This window comes from Actinophytocola sp. (genome assembly GCF_009379765.1).
Taxonomy (GTDB): Bacteria; Actinomycetota; Actinomycetes; order Mycobacteriales; family Pseudonocardiaceae; genus Actinophytocola.
The window spans coordinates 63,753-83,361 of sequence record NZ_WHTD01000008.1; the positions used below are offsets into that span (position 1 = coordinate 63,753).

18 protein-coding genes and 2 pseudogenes are annotated in these 19,609 nt (G+C 72.5%); 3 read left to right on the forward strand and 17 right to left on the reverse strand.

The annotated features are described in order from the left end of the window. Window positions 1–245 precede the first annotated feature (245 nt). From GEV28_RS04040 to GEV28_RS04050, 3 genes and pseudogenes are all read left to right on the forward strand, one after another. Complete coding sequence (locus GEV28_RS04040) at window positions 246–3,104, forward strand: type 2 lanthipeptide synthetase LanM family protein (RefSeq protein WP_291408702.1); 2,859 nt, start codon at window positions 246–248, stop codon at window positions 3,102–3,104. A gap of 458 nt (window positions 3,105–3,562) precedes the next feature. Further along, a pseudogene (locus tag GEV28_RS04045) lies at window positions 3,563–5,011 on the forward strand (ABC transporter ATP-binding protein). Between the two features lie 128 nt (window positions 5,012–5,139). Further along, a complete protein-coding gene (locus tag GEV28_RS04050; protein ID WP_291408703.1) occupies window positions 5,140–5,766 on the forward strand; it encodes a peptidoglycan-binding protein in 627 nt (208 codons plus the stop codon). 16 nt (window positions 5,767–5,782) lie between these two features. On the opposite strand, the gene GEV28_RS04055 is transcribed toward GEV28_RS04050, so the two are convergent. The 17 genes and pseudogenes from GEV28_RS04055 to GEV28_RS04130 form a co-directional block, all read right to left on the reverse strand. Then, window positions 5,783–6,256, reverse strand: coding sequence for a DUF4230 domain-containing protein (locus GEV28_RS04055; protein ID WP_291408704.1), 474 nt, complete (start codon window positions 6,254–6,256; stop codon window positions 5,783–5,785). A 167-nt stretch (window positions 6,257–6,423) separates the two neighbouring features. Further along, window positions 6,424–6,762: pseudogene (locus GEV28_RS42120) on the reverse strand (ABC transporter ATP-binding protein); the annotation flags it as partial. A 117-nt stretch (window positions 6,763–6,879) separates the two neighbouring features. After that, window positions 6,880–7,038, reverse strand: coding sequence for a hypothetical protein (locus tag GEV28_RS04060; protein ID WP_291408705.1), 159 nt, complete (start codon window positions 7,036–7,038; stop codon window positions 6,880–6,882). A 42-nt stretch (window positions 7,039–7,080) separates the two neighbouring features. Further along, window positions 7,081–7,473 carry a PadR family transcriptional regulator gene (locus tag GEV28_RS04065; RefSeq protein ID WP_291408706.1) on the reverse strand — a complete coding sequence of 131 codons (393 nt, stop codon included), beginning with the start codon at window positions 7,471–7,473 and terminating at the stop codon, window positions 7,081–7,083. A 102-nt stretch (window positions 7,474–7,575) separates the two neighbouring features. Beyond that, window positions 7,576–7,713 (reverse strand): hypothetical protein, encoded by a 138-nt coding sequence (locus GEV28_RS04070; RefSeq protein ID WP_291408707.1) that lies wholly within the window; start codon window positions 7,711–7,713, stop codon window positions 7,576–7,578. Then, window positions 7,710–8,627 carry a hypothetical protein gene (locus GEV28_RS04075; protein WP_291408708.1) on the reverse strand — a complete coding sequence of 306 codons (918 nt, stop codon included), beginning with the start codon at window positions 8,625–8,627 and terminating at the stop codon, window positions 7,710–7,712. The genes GEV28_RS04070 and GEV28_RS04075 overlap by 4 nt, the downstream gene beginning before the upstream one ends. After that, entirely contained in the window at window positions 8,627–8,812 is a 186-nt protein-coding gene (locus GEV28_RS04080) for a hypothetical protein (RefSeq protein ID WP_291408709.1), read from the reverse strand. Before GEV28_RS04080 ends, GEV28_RS04075 begins: the two co-directional genes overlap by 1 nt. A 63-nt stretch (window positions 8,813–8,875) precedes the next feature. Continuing rightward, the gene (locus tag GEV28_RS04085) at window positions 8,876–9,157 is read right to left on the reverse strand and encodes a hypothetical protein (RefSeq protein WP_291408710.1); all 282 of its coding nucleotides are present in this window, start codon (window positions 9,155–9,157) and stop codon (window positions 8,876–8,878) included. 86 nt (window positions 9,158–9,243) lie between these two features. Continuing rightward, the gene (locus GEV28_RS04090) at window positions 9,244–10,461 is read right to left on the reverse strand and encodes a citrate synthase (protein ID WP_291408711.1); all 1,218 of its coding nucleotides are present in this window, start codon (window positions 10,459–10,461) and stop codon (window positions 9,244–9,246) included. Between the two features lie 33 nt (window positions 10,462–10,494). After that, on the reverse strand, window positions 10,495–11,691 hold the full coding sequence (locus GEV28_RS04095; protein WP_291408712.1) for an MFS transporter: 1,197 nt from the start codon (window positions 11,689–11,691) through the stop codon (window positions 10,495–10,497). A 231-nt stretch (window positions 11,692–11,922) separates the two neighbouring features. Beyond that, window positions 11,923–13,263 (reverse strand): MmgE/PrpD family protein, encoded by a 1,341-nt coding sequence (locus tag GEV28_RS04100; protein WP_291408714.1) that lies wholly within the window; start codon window positions 13,261–13,263, stop codon window positions 11,923–11,925. Next, window positions 13,260–14,750 carry an FAD-dependent tricarballylate dehydrogenase TcuA gene (tcuA, locus tag GEV28_RS04105; RefSeq protein ID WP_291408716.1) on the reverse strand — a complete coding sequence of 497 codons (1,491 nt, stop codon included), beginning with the start codon at window positions 14,748–14,750 and terminating at the stop codon, window positions 13,260–13,262. Before tcuA ends, GEV28_RS04100 begins: the two co-directional genes overlap by 4 nt. A 31-nt stretch (window positions 14,751–14,781) precedes the next feature. Next, entirely contained in the window at window positions 14,782–16,023 is a 1,242-nt protein-coding gene (locus tag GEV28_RS04110) for a CoA transferase (protein ID WP_291408718.1), read from the reverse strand. Continuing rightward, window positions 16,020–17,234, reverse strand: a complete 1,215-nt coding sequence (locus tag GEV28_RS04115; RefSeq protein ID WP_291408719.1) for a CaiB/BaiF CoA-transferase family protein — start codon at window positions 17,232–17,234, stop codon at window positions 16,020–16,022. The genes GEV28_RS04110 and GEV28_RS04115 overlap by 4 nt, the downstream gene beginning before the upstream one ends. Continuing rightward, on the reverse strand, window positions 17,231–17,662 hold the full coding sequence (locus tag GEV28_RS04120) for an OB-fold domain-containing protein (RefSeq protein ID WP_291408722.1): 432 nt from the start codon (window positions 17,660–17,662) through the stop codon (window positions 17,231–17,233). The genes GEV28_RS04115 and GEV28_RS04120 overlap by 4 nt, the downstream gene beginning before the upstream one ends. Continuing rightward, window positions 17,659–18,810, reverse strand: coding sequence for a thiolase family protein (locus GEV28_RS04125; RefSeq protein ID WP_291408724.1), 1,152 nt, complete (start codon window positions 18,808–18,810; stop codon window positions 17,659–17,661). Before GEV28_RS04125 ends, GEV28_RS04120 begins: the two co-directional genes overlap by 4 nt. A 22-nt stretch (window positions 18,811–18,832) precedes the next feature. Continuing rightward, complete coding sequence (locus GEV28_RS04130; RefSeq protein ID WP_291408726.1) at window positions 18,833–19,573, reverse strand: enoyl-CoA hydratase/isomerase family protein; 741 nt, start codon at window positions 19,571–19,573, stop codon at window positions 18,833–18,835. Window positions 19,574–19,609 lie beyond the last annotated feature (36 nt).

Here is a 19,609-nt window from a genome sequence, read left to right on the forward strand (position 1 = left end):
CTCGCGGGATTCCTGGGCGAATTTTCGGAGTAACGGCAATACGGCAAATGGCGGCTCGGTCACCCGGATGCCGTCCTTCGGTATCACCCCGCGTATTACCGGAGGATCACGGGTCCGCCGGGTGGTGGATTGCCGTACCAGGTCGCCTGCGGAATTCTGTTCCGACCATCCGGGACGACATCGGCATGCGGCCCACGCCGAATTCCCGGACGGGCGCGCACCCATCCGGCGAAAGGAAGTCCCGGATGACCACGGCCACCACCGGCGAGCGGTTCGACCGGACCGTCGAGACATTTCTCGAGCCCGCGGTCGACCGGCTCGCCGCCGCGCTCGCGGCGATCGGGGACCTTGCCGAGGGGGAGCGCGTGGCGGTTCGTTGCGCCGCGGCGGCCGCGTTGCGCGAAACCTTGCTGCGCAAGGTGAGCAGGCTGCTCCTGCGCGAGCTCAACGCCGCCCGGATGACGGGCACCCTGGCCGCGCCGGACAGGGCGGGCCGGTGGGCGGAGTTCGTGGACCGGACCTGCCGGCCGGGCTACTGGGACACGCTCACCGAGCACTACCCGACCATGCACGGCCGCCTCGACTCCATTGTGGACAACCGGATGGCCGCCGCGGTGACCTTCGCCGAACGGTTCGCCGGCGACCGCACCGAACTGTCCGAGATGGACTTGGGAGAACCGGGCGAGCTGCTCGAGGTGTCCTTCGGCGCGGGCGGCGGCCGGTGCGGCGGCCGGACCGTCGCGCTGCTGCGCCACACAACGGGCCGGCTGGTGTACAAGCCGCGCTCGGTGGCCGTCGACCGGGCGCTCGCACGGCTGCTGACCAGGGTCGTGCCGGACGAGCCCGACCCCATCCGGGTGCCCCGCGTCCTCGTCAGGGACGGCTACGGTTGGACCGAGCACGTCGAGCACCGGTACTGCGCGGACGAGGAGGAGCTGCGCAGGTTCCACCGCAACCTCGGCCGCTGGCTCGCCGTGCTGCGCCTCGTCGGCGGCGCCGGCCCGCACCAGGAGAACCTGATCGCCGCCGGCCCGGTCCCGGTCGTCGTCGACTGCGACACGGTGTTCGCACCGTACCGGCCCGCGCCGCCATCCGGCTACGGCGACGCCGTGGACCAGGCGCACGAGCTCGTCGACGGCGTGGTGCTCGGCACCTCGGCCGTCGGCTCGCTGCTCGGCCAGCAGACCATGCCGGTGGTGCTCGACGACGGGGGCCACCCCAGCGCCGACCCGGTGCTCGGCCGCTACCGGGACACCGTCGTCGCCGCGTTCACCGAGCAGACCGAGCGGCTGCACGGCTTCGACCGCTACGGCGACCTCGCGCGCTGGCTCGCCGACTTCGCCGGCACCCCGATCCGGGTCGTGCCGCGCGCCACCGAGACCTACGCCGAGCTCGGCCGCACGCTCTGGCACCCGACCACGCTGCACGACCAGGAACCGGCCGTGGCCAAGGCCGAGGCGCTGCTGGCCGAGCACGCCGCCGGCGCACCGGACGCGCCGGGCGACCCCGCGGTGATCGCCGCCGAGGTCGCCGAGCTGCTCGGCGGCGACCTCCCGGTCTTCACGACCACGCCCGCGGTCGGCACGCTCACCGGGCCGGGCGGCACCACGTGCGGGGAGCGCACCGACCTCGTCGCCGCCGCGCTGCACCGGTGGCGCGCCCAGGACGCCGGCCGCGAGCAGCGGGCCGTCCGGGCCGCGCTGGTGTCCGCGTACCTCAACGAGAACCGACCGCAGAAGACCGTCCGCCGCCATCCCTCCACAGTGGACGCAGTGGACGCAATGGACACAGTGGACACCGCCGCCGGACACGATCACCGGCACTCCGCTCTCGAACGCCACCTCGACGGCCATGGCGGCGGACGGGGAGATGATGGTCGCACGGCGGGCCTGGGCGACCGGCGCCGCGCGCTCGCCGCCGGCATCGTCGGCCAGGTCGTGGCCACGGCGATCACCGCCCGGGACGGCACGGTCAGCTGGGTCGCGCCGGTCCACGGCCCCACCGGCTGGTCGGTCCATGTACTGGGCAACGACCTCTACGGCGGCACGCCCGGCATCGCGGTGCTGCTCGCCGGCCAGCTGCGCGAGCAGGAGGCCGGCCGCGCCGAGGAGGTCCCCGGTGTCGAGAAGGTCCTGCGGGCGGCGGTGCGCACCATGCGGCTGGCCGAGCGGCACGAGGCGGCCGAGCCGGAGCCGCCCGGTGGCTACCTCGGCCTCGGCTCGCGCATCTGCGGCTGGCTGCTGCTGCGCAGGCTCGGCGCGGTCGGCGACGACGCGCTGGAATGGGCGGGCACCGTCGCCGGCCGCGTCCCGCGTGCGGTGGCCCAACACCCGGCCGGCGACCAGGCCTACGACATCCTCGCCGGCCGGGCCGGTGCGATCGTCCCGCTGCTGCGCCTCGCCGAGCACACCGGCGAGCGGCGCTGGGTCGAGCTCGCCGGCACGCTCGGCGACCAGCTGGTGGCCGGCGCCCGCGCGGCCGAGACGCCGTCCGGCGCCGACACCGTGTGCTGGCCCGATGTCCGCCATCCCGATGGTACGGGCGGCGTCGCGCACGGCGCCACGGGCATCGGCTGGGCGCTGGCGCGGCTGGCCGAGGTCACCGGCGACCCGGCGCACGGGGACACCGCGCGGGCCGCCTTCGCCTACCGGGACACGCTCGACGGCACCGCACGGCGGGACCCGCGCCGCGCCGGGGCGTGGTGTCACGGCGCGGTCGGCGTCGGCCTCACCGAGCTCGACCTGCTGTACCGGGAGGGCGACCTGAGCCGGCGCGAGACGGTCCGCCGCGCCGCAGGGTCCGCATGGGAGGAGGGCACCGGCTGGAGCCAGACGCTCTGCCACGGCGACCTCGGCGTGTGGGAGCTGGTCACCGAGGCGATCGCGCTCGACCTCGGCCCGCCGGGTCTCGTCCGGTCCACAGTGGACGCACAGGTGGTCGGTACGGTGGCGGAGCACGGCGTCGTGACGGGAACGGCCCGGGACGCGTTCGCGCCCGGGCTCATGGCAGGCGCCGGCGGCGTCGCCTACCAGCTCCTGCGGCTGCACCACGACTGCGACCTTCCGTCGGTGCTGCTGCCCGACCCCGGGCCCGTGGCTCGCTGAGCGCCGAGGAGGGCGGCGAGCCCGAGCTGGAGAACCCGTACTGGCGCCTCGACGAAGGCGCCGGGCAGCTGTCGGTGGCACAGCTCGCGCGCCGGTTGCCGGCGAGCATCCGGCCGGTGCTCTCGGTGATCCGCGCGACCGCGCCCCGGGCGGCGATCGCGATCCTGGTGCTGCAGGTCGCCTCAGGGCTCGCGTTCGCGTTCGGGCTGCTCGCCACCACCGGCGTGCTCGAAGAGCTGTTCGCCGCGGGCCCGACCGCGGACCGGGTGCTCGGCGCGTTGCCGGCGCTGCTGTTCGTCGTCGGCGCTTTCACCGTGCGCGGGCTGCTCGACACCTGCGTCGCGCTCGCCCACGCCCGGATCGTGCCGGCGGTGTACCGGGTCGCCGAGGAGCGGTTGGTGCACGCGGGACTGCGGGTGGAGCTCGACGCGTTCGACGATCCGGAGTTCTACGACCGGATGCACCGCGCCCGCGACCGAGGCATCTACTACCTCGAACGTGCCACGGACACCCTCGTCGAGGTGGTCGGGTCGCTGTTCGCGGTGGCTGCCGCCGCCGGCAGCCTCGCGGTGCTGCACCCGATCCTGCTGCCGGTGCTGGCGCTCAGCGTGCTGCCGGAGGGCTGGTCGGTCGTGCACTCGGCGCGGCTGGGCTACGCCACGATGACCCGCACGGTCACCCTGCACCGGCCGGCCAGGATGCTGTCCGACCTCGCCACCGACCGCGAGCCGGCGACCGAGCTGCGGGCCTGTCAGGCCGAGCCGTTCCTGCGTGCCGAGTACCACAAGGTCGCCGACCTGCTGCAGGAGCAGGAAGTCGCGGTCGGGCTGGCGCAGACGCGGGTCAAGGCGGTCGGCCAGGCGTTCGCCGGGATCGCCACCGGCGCGACGATCGTGCTGCTCGGCGTGCTGCTCTCGGGCGGCTGGCTCCCGCTCGCGGTGGCCGGTGCCGCGCTGATCGCCATCCGGTCCGCGTCCTCCGCACTCGGCCGGCTCGTCCGAGCCGCGAACCTCGTGTTCGAGCATGGCCTGTACGTCGCCGACTACCAGGCGTTCCTCGCCGACGCGGCCGACCGCAGCCGGCCGCCGACGGCGCTGCGCCCGCCGGGCACGCCGGAACTGATCGAGCTCTCCGGCGTCTGCTTCCGCTACCGCGGCGGCGACCGCGACGCGCTCACCGGGATCGACCTCACCATCCACAAGGGACAAACGGTCGCGCTCGTGGGGGAGAACGGGTCCGGCAAGACCACGCTCGCGAAGCTGATCACCGGGCTGTACCGGCCGACCGGCGGCCGGATCAGCTGGGACGGCGTGGACCTGGCCGACCTGAACCCGGAGAGCGTCGGCGACCGGGTCGGCATGGTCCAGCAGAGCCCGGTGCGCTGGCCGCACGACGCACGCGCCAACGTCCGGCTCGGCCGGCACGGCCGCGCCGACCCGGACGACACCGCCCTGCTCGGCGCGGCCGCCGACGCCGGCGCGGACGAGGTGGTCGCCGGGCTTCCCGACGGGTAGCGGAGCCTCCTGTCCAAGTACTTCCGCGGCGGCACGGAGCTGTCGGGTGGCCAGTGGCAGCGGCTCGCCGTGGCCCGCGGGCTCTTCCGGGACGCGCCGGTGCTCGTGCTGGACGAGCCGACCGCGCCGCTGGACGCAAAGGCGGAGTACGCGGTGTACGAGTCGTTGCGCCGGCTGGCCGTCGGGCGCACGGTCGTACTGATCACCCACCGGCTCGGCAGCGTGCGCAACGCGGACCGGATCTACCTGCTGCACGAGGGAAAGGTGGCCGAGCAAGGCGACCACGCCACACTGCTCGAGCGGGGCGGGCGGTACGCCGAGCTGTACCGGCTGCAGGCCGACTTGTACGCGGAGCGTCCCGGGGAGGCGCCACGGTCCTCGGTGCCGAGCTGACGGGCCGGTCGGATTTCGCACGTCGATGTATCAGGAGGCGGCTGAGGTCATCCGACAGCCAACGACACCGGTACCCGGCGGACGGCCGCCGGGGTCCGTACCGGTGCGAGCTGCAGGAGATGACACCGATGGCCAAGAGTCAGAACGGGTTCCCGGCGTCGGCGAACCGGGCCGAGATCGACGTGCGCGTGTTCCCCGTGAACGGGACCGCCGTGAAACTGCCCGTCCGGGCCGACGTGGCGCCGCGCCTGGTGGAGATGGCGCACTGGTTCCACGTGCACGTCGAGCCGCTGCGGGCGGGGGAGTGCCACGGCTACGCGTTCCGCCCGATCGAGGGGTCGACCGTGCTCAGCAACCACGCCAGCGGCACGGCGATCGACCTCAACGCGCCCTCGCACCCGATGGGCAAGCACGGCACCGTGCCGGCCGCCAAGCGGGCCGCGATCTCGGCGAAGGCGCGCGAGCTGGGCCTGCGGTGGGGCGGCGACTTCACCGGCCGCGTCGACGAGATGCACTTCGAGGTACTGGCGAACGGTCACCAGCCGGCCACCCGGCCGACTATCAAGCGCGGCGCCCGCGGTGACGCGGTGCGCGAGGCGCAGGGCATCCTCAACCGCAAGCAGTCCGCGGGCCTCGCGGTCGACGGGATCTTCGGCCCGCTCACCGACAAGGCCGTGCGGGAGTTCCAGCGCCGGGGTGGTCTCGAGGTGGACGGCATCGTCGGCCCGAAGACCTGGGGCCGCCTGCTCGCGTAGTCGCGCGAGGACCGGGTCAGGCGTTGTCAGCGGCGAACCGGGTCTTGTCGCCCAGGGACTGGAACATGCTGGTGAGCATCGTGCGGGTGTTGCGTGCCGCGCGCGCGACCAGGCCCGCCTTCGTCGCGGCGTCGGCGGTCTTCTCCTCGGCCAGCACGGAGAACTCCTGCTGGTCCGGTGCGTCGAACAACGCCTTCACCCGGTCCCACACACCACGCTCCTGCGAGTACAGGTAGGTGCGCTCCTGGTCGATGTTCGGCTTGTCGAGCTTCGGCTCCGGCAGCCGCACCTGCACGGTCCTCTTCTCCGGGTCGACGGTGAGTGCCTCGTCGCCCAGGCCTTCCAGGTCGACGTACGCGCTGACCGAGCCCGCCGCGACGAAGAGGGTTCGGTTGCCCGCCAACACATCCGGCACCCATGCCACGTCGTGCTCGAGGTCGACGACCTGGAAGTCGCCGACCGCGGCGTGGTACTGGCTGAGATCCCGCACCGACTGGAGCAGCGCGGGCCGGCTGCGGTCGCGGGTCTCGCGCCGGCGTCGCAGCGGGCGCGGATGACCCGGAGCACGGCCTCGCCGGTGTGCGAGTCGAGCGCGCCGGTGGGCTCGTCGGCGAGCAGCAGCCTGCGCGGGCCGACCAGCGCGCGGGCGATCGCCACGCGTTGCTGCTGACCGCCGGACATCTCGTCGGGGAACCGGGCGGCCAGGTCCGCGACGCCGACCTCCTCGAGCGCGGCCAAGGCGTCGGCCATCGCCCGCCTGACCTTCACGCCGTCCAGCTCGCGGGGGAGCGCGACGTTCTCCGCGGCGGTCAGCGCCGGGATGAGGTTGAGGTCCTGGAACACGTAGCCGATGCTGCGCCTGCGCAACGCCGCGAGGCCGGCCCGGGTCTGGTCACCGAGGTTGATGCCCTCGACCATGACCACGCCGTCGGTCGGGGTGTCGAGCCCGCCGGCGAGGTGCAGCAGCGTCGACTTGCCGGAGCCGGACGGGCCCATCACGGCGACGAGCTCACCCGGGCGGACGCCCAGGCTCACGCCGTGCAGCGCGTCGACCGCGGTGGCGCCGGTGCCGTGCACACGGGTGACGTCGCGCAGGGCGGCGTGCGTACTCGGTCATCGCCTGGCCTCCTTCTTCTTCTGGGTGGTCGCGGGTGCCGGCGCCGGCGCCGGCGCCGGCGCGAACCGGGCGAGCCGGGTCTCCGAGTGGTCGAGCCAGCGCACCTCGGACTCCGCCCGGAAGATCATCGAGTCGAGTACCAGGAGCCAGGCCATGTCCGACCGCTCGTCGGCGGTCGTCTTGAGCCGGGTGAGCTCCTACAGGTGGCGCAGGGTGGCCGTGCGCTGGGCCTGGATGACGGCCCGCGCGTCGACGTCCGGCGTGGTGACCGCGAGCGCGATCTTGATCGCGAGCTCGTCGCGCGGCCGGGCGTCCCGGGTGATCGGGGTGCTGAACCACCGGGCCAGCTCCGTGTGGCCGTCCTCGGTGAGCTGGTAGACGACCTTGCCCTGCTCGTCGGTCTCGCCGGCCCCGGCCGCCTCGGTGACCAGGCCGTCGCGCTGGAGGCGGGCGAGGGTCGTGTAGACCTGCCCGATGTTGAGCGGCCAGGTGGCCCCGGTCGTGCGTTCGAACTCGGCTCTGAGCTGGTAGCCGTACATGGGCGCGCGTTCCAGCAGGGCGAGCAGGCCGTATGCATACTCGGTATCCATCACGCAAGGTCGGTGTCCGGTGAGCGTGACGGGCCGGGTGTCATGGGGCGGTTCGGCCGCAACGACGAGCGGGCCCTCGAGCAGGCTGGCGGAGTGATGGGGTCAGACCAGGTCACGAGGGTCGATTGCGCGGCTGACCGTCTTCGCGGAGCTGCTGGAGAAGCAGACGACCGAGTGCTTGCCCTCGCCGCCGGCCACCGCCACGTTCAGGTTCTCGGGGGTGTCGAGGCCGCGGATCATGCCGTCGCGGAACACCTCGGGGAACCGGCCGCGCCGCCGGCGCACGACCTCCAGCAGGCGTGGCGTGAAGCTCGCCTCCGCGCCCAGGACCGCTCGTACAGCTCCCGCCGCACGTCGTCGCGCGACAAGCCCGAGCCCGCCAGCAGCCCGGCGTGCTCGGGGCCGAGGAGCAGCGTGATGTGGCCGCCGTTCTGCATGGTGTTGGTGCCGCGGACGGTCAGCGACGCGGCCAGGTTGGTGAGCACCTCGTCGGCCGAGGTGGACACGCTGTCGTAGTGGTTGAGCAGGGACGCGACGCCCGTGACGGTGAGCGCGGACGCCGCATCGACGCCGCGGCTGGCCGCGAGCGACTCCCAGGGGCTGCCCGCCTCGTTCTCCGCCAGCACCAGGCCGAACTTGGCCGGCTGGCCGTGCGTGGCCCGGTCGACCTCACCCGGCAGCGCGCCGCCGACGTTGATCAGCGCGAGGCGGATGGCGCGGCCGGTGGTGACGTTGCCCCGGTTGCCGGGGCCGAGGTAGCCGCGGCCGCTGGTGAGCCGGGCCCGCTGCGCCGCCGGCCCGCTCACGATCACCGCCGGGGTGACGGGGTTGGTGGTGACCTGCACGGCCGTCAGGTTGAACACCGGCTCGATCAGGGCCTGCACCGCCGCGATGACGACGGCCAGCGACTCCGGCCGCGCGCCGGCCATGATCGTGTTGATCGCGAGCGCCCGCACGGTCGCCTGGCCCCACGCCGGCGGGATGGTGCCGAGCACCTCGTCCGGGTCCCGTTCGGTGTACTTCAGGAACTCCGTCAGCCGCTCCTCGGTCGGCGGGATCACCGGCAGCCCGTCGCCGATGCCCTCGTCCTCGGTGAAGCGCAGCCACGCCTCCGGGTCGTCCGGCAGCTCCCACCCCCGCTCGCGAAAGGCCATCAGTCGTCCCCGAAGAAGCCCAGCACGTCGGCCAGCACATGGTCCGGCACCCCGCTCCGGACCAGCTCGTCCTGCGACACCGAACCGAACGGGTGCGGCACGACGATCATCCGCACGTCGGGCAGGCCGAGAGCGCCGGCGACCTTCCCGGCGAGCGGGGCGAAGGGCTTGCTGCACATGACCATGCCCGGCACCCCTTGCGTCTCCAGTTCTACGATGTCGCGGCAACTCCGCGTGGCGCAGGAGCCTCAATCGCCCATCGCGGTCAGCACGAGGTCGCATCGGGTGGTGATCTCCTCGAGCTGGGCCGCGGTGAGCGCGTCGGAGGGGACGCGCTTGCCGAACCGGAGCAGGGTGACGTTCATCGTCTCCGCCAGCGCCTCGCCGACCCGGTCGAGCAGGAACCCGGCGTTGGCCTTGCTGTTGTCCACCAGGCCGAGCGTCACGCCGCCGAGCGAGCGCGGGAGCGCGGCCAGCGCGTGCTGGGCGGGGGCCGCGGGCGAACGCGGGTCAAGGAACTCGACGATCATGAGCGCACCTCGCGGTGTCAATGTGCATGACATTGATCAATGTCAAGTTGAATCATATGTGCGGGGTAGCCGCCACGCAAGGCCGGTCAGTCTCCCGAGTGGACGTTCACCGAGTGCATCCGTTCCATGGGGCCGGTTCCGTAGGCCTCGATGGCGTGCGCGACCCACCCGGCCGCACGGGAGATCACGAAGATCGTCTCGCCGGAACCCGGTGCCATGCCGAGAACATAAGTGAGCGCGGCGAGCGCGAAGCCGGCGTTGGGCGCGGGAAGTCCGCGCCACTCCTGGGTCTTGATGACGCTTTCGACCGTGGCGAGCCGGTCGGCTTGCGGGCCCACCTCGCGCAGCCGCTCCAAGATGTAGGACGCCCGGATGTCGCCCGCCGGGTAGACGTGGTGCCCGAAGCCGGGAATCGAGCCGCCCTGGCGCAACCGCATGCCCAGCGACTCCTCCACCGTGGCCGCCGACTTCATGTTGTGCAGCAACGACTCGATCGCCAGTGACGCGGATCCCTTCACCGGGCCGCTGCCGACATCGATGCCGAGCCGGAGCAGCCCGCCCGGCTCGACGCCCGCACGCGCCGCGGTGCGGATCACGTAGGTGGCCGCCGCCAGGTCGTGGTCGGCGAGCATGACCATGGCCGAGTTCAACAGCTTCAGCTCCGCGTCGCGCGGCTGCCGGTCGCACAGCCGGGACCACAGCAGCGCCACCATCGGTGACGCGGGCGCCGGCAGCGCCGCGGTCTCGACCGGCTCGGACTTCGCCGGCAGCGCGGTGAGCATGGTGGCCAGCGTGCGCTGCGCCGTGGTGGCCACGACGTCGGGCGTGGTGTCCCAGGAGGGCGGCTCGACCGCGGCGATGCATGCCGCTATCACCTTGACCTGGTCGACCGGAAGCGCGCTCGCGGGCAGCGTCTTGACGACCCGGCGGCAGAACCGCTCGGTGGCCTGGGCGGAAACCCAAGGCGGCGACGGGGGGTCGAAGCCCCACAGCAGCCGCGCGACATCCTCGAACGTGGCGCTCTCGGCGAGGTCACTGGCCCGCTGGTTGCGGTAGAACAACGCTTCCTGCGTGACGAGGGTGATCTCGGACTCGACCGGGTCCTGCTGGTTCTCCTTGCCGCGCCGCACCTTCGCCGACAGGCGGTCGACATCGGCCAGCCGGAACAGGCTGCCCCGCCCGCCGGCCGCCTTGCGGCTCGTGAGGCGGCCACGGCTCACGTAGGCGTAGACCGTCTCCTTCTTGACGTTGAGACGGTCGGCCGCCTCGTCCGCGGTCAACCAGTCGCCGGCGTTCTCAGTCATGTCGTGGCCTCGTCGCATACATTGATTGATGGATCAACCTACCATGTCGTCACGTCCTCGTGCCTTGCGTTCGCGCCACGCGGAGGGCACCAGTACGGACGTTCCCGATGCCACGAACACCGCGCCCAGCACGAAACTGGCCCACACACCGGCGAGCGAGGCCGCCGCGCCGAACGCGATCGGGACCAGGAAGTCGGCCAGCCGGTTGCCGGTGAGCCGCAGCCCCACCGCCATCCCGAACTGGTGCGGCGGCGCGGAACTGGCCACCAGCGCCATCGACAGCGGCCGCCCGGTGCCGAACGCGAGCCCGAGCATCGCGGTGAGGAACGCCAGCAGCACCACCGAGGACGACAGCGGCACGACCAGCAGCGATCCCACCACGACGAGTCCCACCACGGTCATGAGCGTGTGCCGGCCCCAGGTCCGCACGAGCGTCGGCATCAGCAGCCGGGCGGCCAGTCCCGCGCCGGAGAACAGGCTCAGCACCCAGCTCAGCTCCTGCACCGACAGGCCGGCGACGTCCTGGAGGTAGATGGGCAGGAACGAGATCCGCAGCATCTCCGGCACGGACATCAGGCAGCTGATGAGGATCGCGATCCGCATCGACCGGGTCCGCAGCTGCGCGGCGGCCTGCCGCCGGCCGCTGACCCGTTCCGGCGCGACGAGCGGCTTCCCGGCGATCGACGGCACGGTGAGCGTCACCAGGCACGACAGCACACCCAAGGCCGCGGCGCACAGGAACAGAGTGGGGTAGCCGGAGAGCCCGATGAGCAGGCCCGCCACGATCGGACCGAGGATCTGCCCGGCGGACGCGACCAGCGTGTACAGGCTGAAGTGCTTCTCCGCCTGGTTCTTCTCGGCGAGCCCGGCGACCCGGGCCTGACCGCCCAGCATGATCATGAGCTGTCCGGTGCCGGCGAGCACCTGGGTGGCCATGATGATCGGCAGGCTCGGCTTCAGCCAGAGCGCCAGGTAGGCGATGACGCTGAGCAGCGAGCCGAAGAAGAAGACCGCGCGGATGCCGTGCCGGTCCGAGACCAGCCCGACCGGCACCGCGAGCAGCATCGGGGTGAGCGCCGCGGCCGCCGTGATGACCCCGATGTCGCCGAGGCTCGCGCCCAGGCTCCCGGCGAACAGCGGGACGAACGCCTTCACCATGTGGTTCTGCAGGTAGTGGATGAACGAGAACGCCATGACCGGGGTCAGGCGCGCCAGTGTGCTCCGTGACATTGGCCCGCGCTGTGTCAATTGGCTCGCTCCGCTCGCTGGTTCGTGGGCCTTCACCCGGTGTCTTCCCTCCTGCGCTGCTCACTCGCTCGTTCCTCGCTCGCTGCGCTGCTCGTCAGTCCAGACACCGGCGGCCCACTCACAGTGCTGGATTGGCTCGCTCCGCTCGCTGGTGAGTGGCCCACTCGCGGGACATCAGGTCGCGCTGTGACACCGGCTCGTTCGCGCGCTCGTTCATCCGAGCAGGGAGGTCAGCTCGGCGAGGTCGTCGACCTCCTCGAGCCGCTCGACCACATCGACGAGCCGCCCGGCGCGGTCCTCCGCACCCACCGACCCCAGGCAGTCGGCCACCTTCGCGAGCCGGGTGTCGCGGTCCATCGGGTTGCCGATCGAGCCGAGGAAGCTCCGGCAGGTCTCGGAGACCTCCCGGCCGTCGTGCGTGCGGACGGTCACCCGCGCCCATGTCGACCGCTTGTCCTTGGGAATCATCGGGTTCTCCCGGAGCCGGACCTTCGGGAGTGTCTCGACGACGGCGGGGGAGAACCGGACCTCGTCGGAGAACGACCGGATGCCGACGCGGGGCTCGGTGAGCGCGACCGTGACGCAGTACTCGTAGCTGAACTTGCCGTCCAGCCCGGACTCCGGCGCCGGCCGGGACAGATCCTGCCGGAACAGCGGCGGCTCCACCACGACCGACTCGACGTCCTCCGTGGACAGTCCGGTCCGGTCGCGCAGCGTGGCCATCGCCTCGGTCGGCCACTGCATGTAGATCTCCGCCGGGTACCGCTTGATGGTGAACCCCGGCTCGACGAGGTGGAAGGTCTTGCCCAGCCCGGCGGCGACGGCGTCCCAGTCGGCCGTGCCGCCGAACAGCGCGTCGGCGAACCCGCGGTGCGCGTCGAGGATCTCCGGGTTGCTGGTGACGCCGAGCGCCGCGAGGTCGGCGCACTCCACCCCGGACCGCGCGGCACCGCCGGGATGCATGGCCTTGGCCATCGTGCCGTTGTTGGCGAACAGGCCTCCGGCCCGGGACGCGGCGAGCCCGAACGCCGTGGCCGTGGCCGCCGCGTCGAGGCCGAGCACCGACGCCGCCGCGGCGGCCGCACCCAGCGGGCCGACCACCCCCGGCGGGTGGAACGCGCGCAGCGCGGTGAGCTCGCCCGCCGTGCGCAGTCGCTGTTGGACGTCCCAGCCGACCACGTACGCGGCGATCAGCCGGGCTCCGGACGCACGCGTGCGCTCGCCCAGCGCCAGGGCCGTGGGCAGGATCGACGACGTGCCGTGCGCGGACGGGTGGCCCTGGATCTCGTAGTCGAGGCAGTGCGTCGCGACCCCGTTGGCGAACGCCGCGAGCGCGGCCGGCACCCGGCCCCCACCGACCACAGTGGACTCACGGACGCCGCCCTGGCCGGTGACGTAGCCGGTCTCCCGCTCGGCCACCGGCTGGCCCGCACCCGCGAGCAGGTTCGCGAAGCCGTCGAGGATCGCAACCTTCGCGGCGGCGACCACGTCCGCCGGCAGCTCGCGGAAGCCCGTCTCGGCGACGAACTCCGCGAGCTGCCCGGTGGGTGTCATGCGTTCGCCGCCGCCGTGCGGGCCGCGTGCTCGCCGGCGATGCGACCGAACACGGCGCCTGCCATCATGCCCGAGCCGGACGGGTAGTTGCCGTGCCACAGGCCACCGAGCATCTCGCCGGCCGTGTACAGACCCGGGATCGCGCGCCCGGCGGTGTGCTGCACCTGCGCGGTCTTTGCGTCGACCAGCAGACCGCCGAAGGTGAAGGTGATCGCGCAGCACACGCCGTAGGCCTCGAACGGGCCCTCGTCGATGCTGATCGAGTAGTTGCTCTTGTCGATCGCGAGGCCGTTGGTCCGCTTGCCGTCCAGGCCGAACGGGTTGGGGTCGAGCTTGCCGGGCTGGATCGCGGCGTTGTACGCGGTGACCGTGGCACGGACCTTCTCCGGGTCCAGCCCGGTCTTCTTGGCCAGCTCGTCCAACGAGGACGCGGTGACGCCGGTGGCGTTGTTGCGGTCGTAGTCCTCGAGCAGCCCGAACCGGCGGGCCTTGGCGTCGAACAGTTGGTAGGCCACGCCGCCGGTCTGCGCGCGCACCGACCAACCCATCTTGGCGTAGGTGCGGCCGCGGACGTCGCTCGCCTCGTCGACGAACCGGGTGCCCTCGAGGTTGACCATGATGCTGTACGGGTAGGCGTACCGGCTGGTCCGCACGCCACCGTTCGGCACGGACGAAGGCAGCGTGTACGCGGGCCGCTCGATGTCCTGCGGCGAGGCGTGGCAGGAGGTGAAGCTGCCGAACGGCATCGCGCCGACGGCGAGCGCGGCGTTGATGCCGTCGCCGGTGTTGTAGGGGACGCCGCGGTTCTTCACCGTGTCCCAGCCGGCGCCGAGGTACTTCGCGCGCATCTCCGGGTTGGCCTCGAACCCGCCGCAGGCCAGGATCACCGCCTTGGCCCGGATCGTCCGGAAACCCTCCGGGGCGATGGCCCGCACGCCATCGACCTCGCCCCGGCTGTTCACCAGGATCTCGGTCATCGACGTCTCGTAGTGCAGCTGCCCGCCGGACCTCTCCACGTTTCGGTAGTGCCGCTCCTGCAGCTTGTAGCCGCGGCCGGCCATCTGCGTGGTGTTGCCGGCGGTGGCGGCGACGTTGGGCAGCCACGCGTGGCCCTTGCCGCGCAACCACATGATGGTCGGGTAGGCGTTGTTCACGTGCGTGGTGAGCAGGTCCTTGTCGGCCTTGCCCGCGGTGGTGCGCATGACCTCGTCCCAGAGGTCCTCCTTGCTGCGCCTGGGCAGCCGGTCGTGGATCACCGCGAGGTCGTCCTGGTTCGGGTCGTCCATCAGCACGGCCAGGTCGTCGACGCTGTCGTAGGGGAATCGCATGTGGCCGGTCAGCGCGCTGTTGCCGCCGCGCTCGTCCCGCGGCGCCTTCTCCAGCACCGCGACGGACGCGCCGAGGTCCAGCGCGGCCTGCGCGGCGCAGAGCCCCGCGTTGCCGCCGCCGACCACGACCACGTCGTAGTAGTACTCGTCTTCCATCATCGATCCCTCTCTCGAACGGTTCGTGGCGGGGTCAGGTCAGCACGTCCGACTCGGCCAGCTCGGTGATCTCGGCGTCGGACAGGTCGAGCAGCTCGGTGAGCACCTCGCGGGTGTGCTCGCCGAGCAGGGGCGCGGCGGCGCGCAGGCCGCCGGGGGTGTCCGAGAGGGTGAACGGGGGTGCGCCGTAGAGGCTGCGGCCCATCTCGGCGTGCGGCAGGCGCTGCCAGTGCTCGCGGTGCGCGAGCTGCGGGTCGTGCCGGACGAGGCCGGCGACGTCGCGCACGACGCCCGCGGGCACACCCCGCTCCTGCAGCACGGCCATCGCGTCCTCGGCCCGCCAGGTGGCGATCCGCCGCCGCACCGCGGCGTCGACCGCGGCCGCGTCGGCCCGCCGGCCGGGCGCGTAGGTCCACTGTGGCGGGACGTCGTCGAGCAGGAGCTCGTCGGCGAGCACCCGCCACTCGTCGTCGGTGCGCACGGCGATCGCAAGCCACTCGTCCGCACCCGCGCAGCGGTAGATCCCGTGCGGGCACCACGCCGGGTGCGCGTTGCCCAGCGGTGCGGGGTCGACGCCGTTGACCGTCCACTCGAGAATCGCCGGCCCGATGGCGGCGATCGTCGGCTCGGTCTGCGCGATGTCGATGAGCTGGCCCTGCCCGGTCCGCCGGACGTGGCGCAGCGCGGCGAGGACGGCGAACGCGGCGTGGCACGGGTTGGGCACGTGGTCGGGGTAGTTGGTGCCGGTCCCGACCGGGTAGCGGTCCGGTAGGCCGGTGAGATGGGTGAGGCCGACCAGCGCGCCGATCGTGAGCCCGTAGCCGAGGTGGTCCTTGTCCGGTCCGGTGGCGCCCTGCATGGACATCGACAGGTAGACCACCCGCGGGTTGACCGCGCGGACCTGCTCGTAGCCCAGCCCGAAGCGGTCCATCACGCCCGGTCGGAAGTTGTTGGCCACGACATCGGCGCCGGCCGCCAGGTCGCGGGCGATCTCCTGGGCGCGGGGGTCCTTGAGGTTCAGCGTGATGCCGCGCTTGCTGGTGTTGCGCTCGGCGAAGTAGCCGCTGCGGTTGACACCCTTGATGCCGCCCGCGAACGGCGCGCCGACCCGCAGGCTGTCGAGGGCTTTGGCGCTCTCCACCTTGATCACGTCGGCGCCGTGGTCGGCGAGGAGCTTGGTGGTGAACGAGCCGGCCCCGACCCAGGTGAAGTCGAGCACCCGCACACCGGTCAGCGGGCCGCGCGGTATCGATGGCTCGCTCGCGAGCTCGCTCACGCGGCACCTCCCACGGGTCGGGCCGCGTCGAGCTCGGCGCGGATCTCCTTGATGTGCTGGCCGGGCCGGGGGACCGGCCGGCGCTGCCGCCACGGGGTGGCGCCGAGCACGTACGGCGGGCCGGGCGCGAGCATCTCCAGGCCGGCGGCGGTGACCGTGGTGCGCAGGAACTCGCGGTGGCGCAGCTGCTCGCTGGCCGCCACGTCCGCCGCGGTGTTGACCGGGCACAGCGGGATGCCGCGGGTCTGCGCGTCGCGGTAGAGCTCGGCCCGGCCGCGGGGCTTGGCGAACGCGCCGAACACCGCGGCGAACGTCTCCTTGGCCACGTCGGTCTCCAGGAACACCCGGTCGCTCCACTGTGGAGCGTCCAGCTCGGCCGCGCCCGCGGCGCCCTCCTCCTGGAGCCAGGCGGTGAGCCGGGCACAGAACCGGTTGGACGCGATGCCGCCGACGTAGAGGTAGAGGTAGCCGTCCGCGCACGCGTACAGGCCCGTGCCAGCGTGCCGCTGCATGCCGTCCGGCCGACCGCGGACGACCCCTTCGAGGTCGAGGAACTGCGGCGCGTTCTCCAGCGCCATCGACACGCACTCCTGGATCGAGACGTCGACGTGCTGGCCGGCGCGGGTGTGCTCCGCGTGCAGTACGGCCATCATCGAGGCGACCGCGGCGAACAGGTTGGCCATCACCAGCGCCTGGTTCCCGGCCGGCCGCACCGGCGGGCCGTCGGCGTAGCCGCCCAGCGACAGCAGCCCGCCGAGCGCGAGGCACACGAGGTCGGTGGCGGCGAAGCCGGCGAACGGCCCGGTGCGGCCGAACGGGGTGATGCTGGTGACGACCAGGCCCGGGTTGGCCGTGCGCAGGTCGTCCGGGCCGAGGCCGCGGGCCTCGAGGTCACCGGGCGTGGTGCTCTCCACGAGCAGGTTCGCGGTTCCGGCGAGCCGGCGCAGGAGCTCGCGGTCGGCGACCCGGTCGATGTCGAGCTCGATGTCGAGCTCGATGCCGCGCTTGTTGGCGTTCTCGTAGGCGAAGCGCAGGCTCTCCCCGGTGGCCTCGGCGACCGGTGGCGCGGTGCGGTCGGGCGAGCCGCCGGGCGGCTCGACCAGGATCACGTCGGCGCCGAGGTCGGCGAAGAGCTTGCCGCAGTAGCTGCCCGCCGGGCCGGCGAGGTCGAGGACCCGGATGCCGGCGAGGGCATCCGTGCACCCGGTCAAGCCGCACCGTCGCCGTCGGGACGGAACTGGTGGATGGTGACGCCGGGCGCGACCTCGGTGAGGACCACCCGCACCCGGTCGCCGACCCGGACCTCGCCCGGCGGCTTGCCGACCACGTTGGACAGGACGTGCGGCCCCTCGTCGAGCTCGACGATCGAGACGTTGTAGGGCACATCGGTGGCGAAGGCCTCGTTGTAGACCTGGTGGAAGACGATCGTGGAGAACACCGTGCCGAGCCCGGACACCTGCTCCCACGCGTGGTCGGCCGACAGGCACTCGGGACAAACGGTGGCGATCGGGTTGCGCAGGTGCCCGCACTCGACGCAGCGCTGCAGCCGCAGCGCCCCCTCGGCGAGGCCGGCCCAGAACGGGCGGGTCAGGTCGGTCGGGGTGGGCAGTGGCCTGGCCGGGTTCGTCACGGTGGTCACCGCCCCGGCACGAGGACAAGGGCGTTGGCGTCGTTGAGCGCCATGCCGCGACCGGTCACCAGGCACACCTCCGCGTCGTCGACCTGCCGGTCGCCACACTCGCCGCGGATCTGGCGCACGCCCTCGACGATGTGCAGCCAACCCTCCATGTAGGACTCCGACAGGTTGCCGCCGGCCGTGTTGACCGGCAGCTCACCGCCGAGTCGGATGCGGCCACCCTCGACGAACGGCCCGCTCTCGCCCGGCTTGCAGAACCCGCCGTGCTCGAGCCACAGCAGGACGCTCATCGTGAAGTTGTCGTAGAGCTGGGCGACGTCGATGTCCTCCGGGCCGACACCGGCCATCCGGTAGGCGTTGTGCACCGCCGTCTTCTGGTGCGGTAGCGAGAGCCAGTCCTTGCTGCCCAGCGTCTGGGTGGTGTGCGCCTGGCCCATGCCGGCGATCCGCACCGGTGGCCGGCGCAGATCCTTGGCCTTGTCCAGTGTGGTCACGATGACGCAGACGCCGCCGTCGGAGATCAGGCAGCAGTCGAGCAGGTGGAACGGCTCGACGATCCAGCGGGACGCCTGGTGGTCGGCGACGGTGATCGGCGTGCGCATCACGGCGTTCGGGTTGAGCGACGCGTGGTACCGGCAGGTCACCGCGACCTCGCCGAGCTGCTCGCTCGTCGTTCCGTAGACGGCCATGTGCCGGCTGGCGGTGAGCACGCTGTTGGCCGCGGCGGCGAACATGCCCCAGATGCCCCAGGAGTCGCCCCAGCCCTGCGCGCGGTTGAACCGGCTTCCACCGGTGCGGGCAGCGTCGCCGAACACGCACGCGACGGTCTCGGCGAGGCCGGCCTTGATCTGCGCGGCGGCCATCTGCACGAGCCCGCCCGCGGTCGCGCCGCCCATTGTCATGCTGCCGGCGACGAGCGGGTTGGCCCCGAGCTCCTCGCCGAGCCGCAGGAAGTTGAGCGAGCCCTCGGGGGCGGTGGTGCCGGGGAACGTCAGCAACCCGTCGAGGTCCTGTTTGGACAGACCGGCGTCGGCCAGCGCGGCCTTCACCGCGTCGACGGCGAGCGACAGCGACGTGGAGCCAGGGAGCTTGCCCTGCGGCGTTGCGCCGACTCCGACGATCGCGACGTCCTTCGCCATGTCCGTTGCCATCTCTCTCCTCTCGGTGTCCGGTCTAGCGTCCGGTGTAACGGGCGGGTCGGCCCTCGGTGAACGCGGCGCGGCCCTCGGCGCGGTCCGCGGTGTCCCGGATGAGTCCGAAGGCCGCGTGCTCGAGCTGCAGTGCCGTGCCGAGCGGCGCGTCGAGTCCCAACTGGACGAGCCGCTTGATCGCGCGCACCGACAGCGGCGCGTTGTCGGCGATGCGCTCGGCGATCGCCGTGGCCCGAGGGAGCAGTTCGTTGCTCGGGAGCACCTCGCTGACGAGCCCGGCGCGCAGCGCGTGGTCGGCGCCGATCCGGTCGCCGGTGAGCATCATCTGCATGGCGAGCGACCGGCCGACGATGCGCGGCAGCCGCTGCGTGCCGCCGGCACCCGGGATGCTGCCGACCCGGACCTCCGAGAGACCGAACTGGGCGTTCTCCGACGCGAGCCGGATGTCGCAGGCGAGCGCGATCTCGAGGCCGCCGCCGATGGCGTAGCCGTTGACCGCCGCGATGAGCGGGACCTCGGTGGTGAGCCCGGCGAGCAGGTGGTCGGTTCCGTTCGCGCCGAACAGGTCCGCGGCGAACGCGCGGTCCGGCTTCGGTGTCGCGGTGAGGTCGGAGCCGGTGCAGAAGGACCTGGTGCCGGCGCCGGTGAGGACGCAGACCCGGATGTCGGGGTCGGTCGAGACGCTCGCCCAGACCTGCTTGAGCTCCTTGCGCATCACCGGGTCGATGGAGTTGAGCTTCGCCGGCCGGTTGAGGGTGATCATCGCAACCCCTCCGTCAACCACCATGTCGACAGGCAC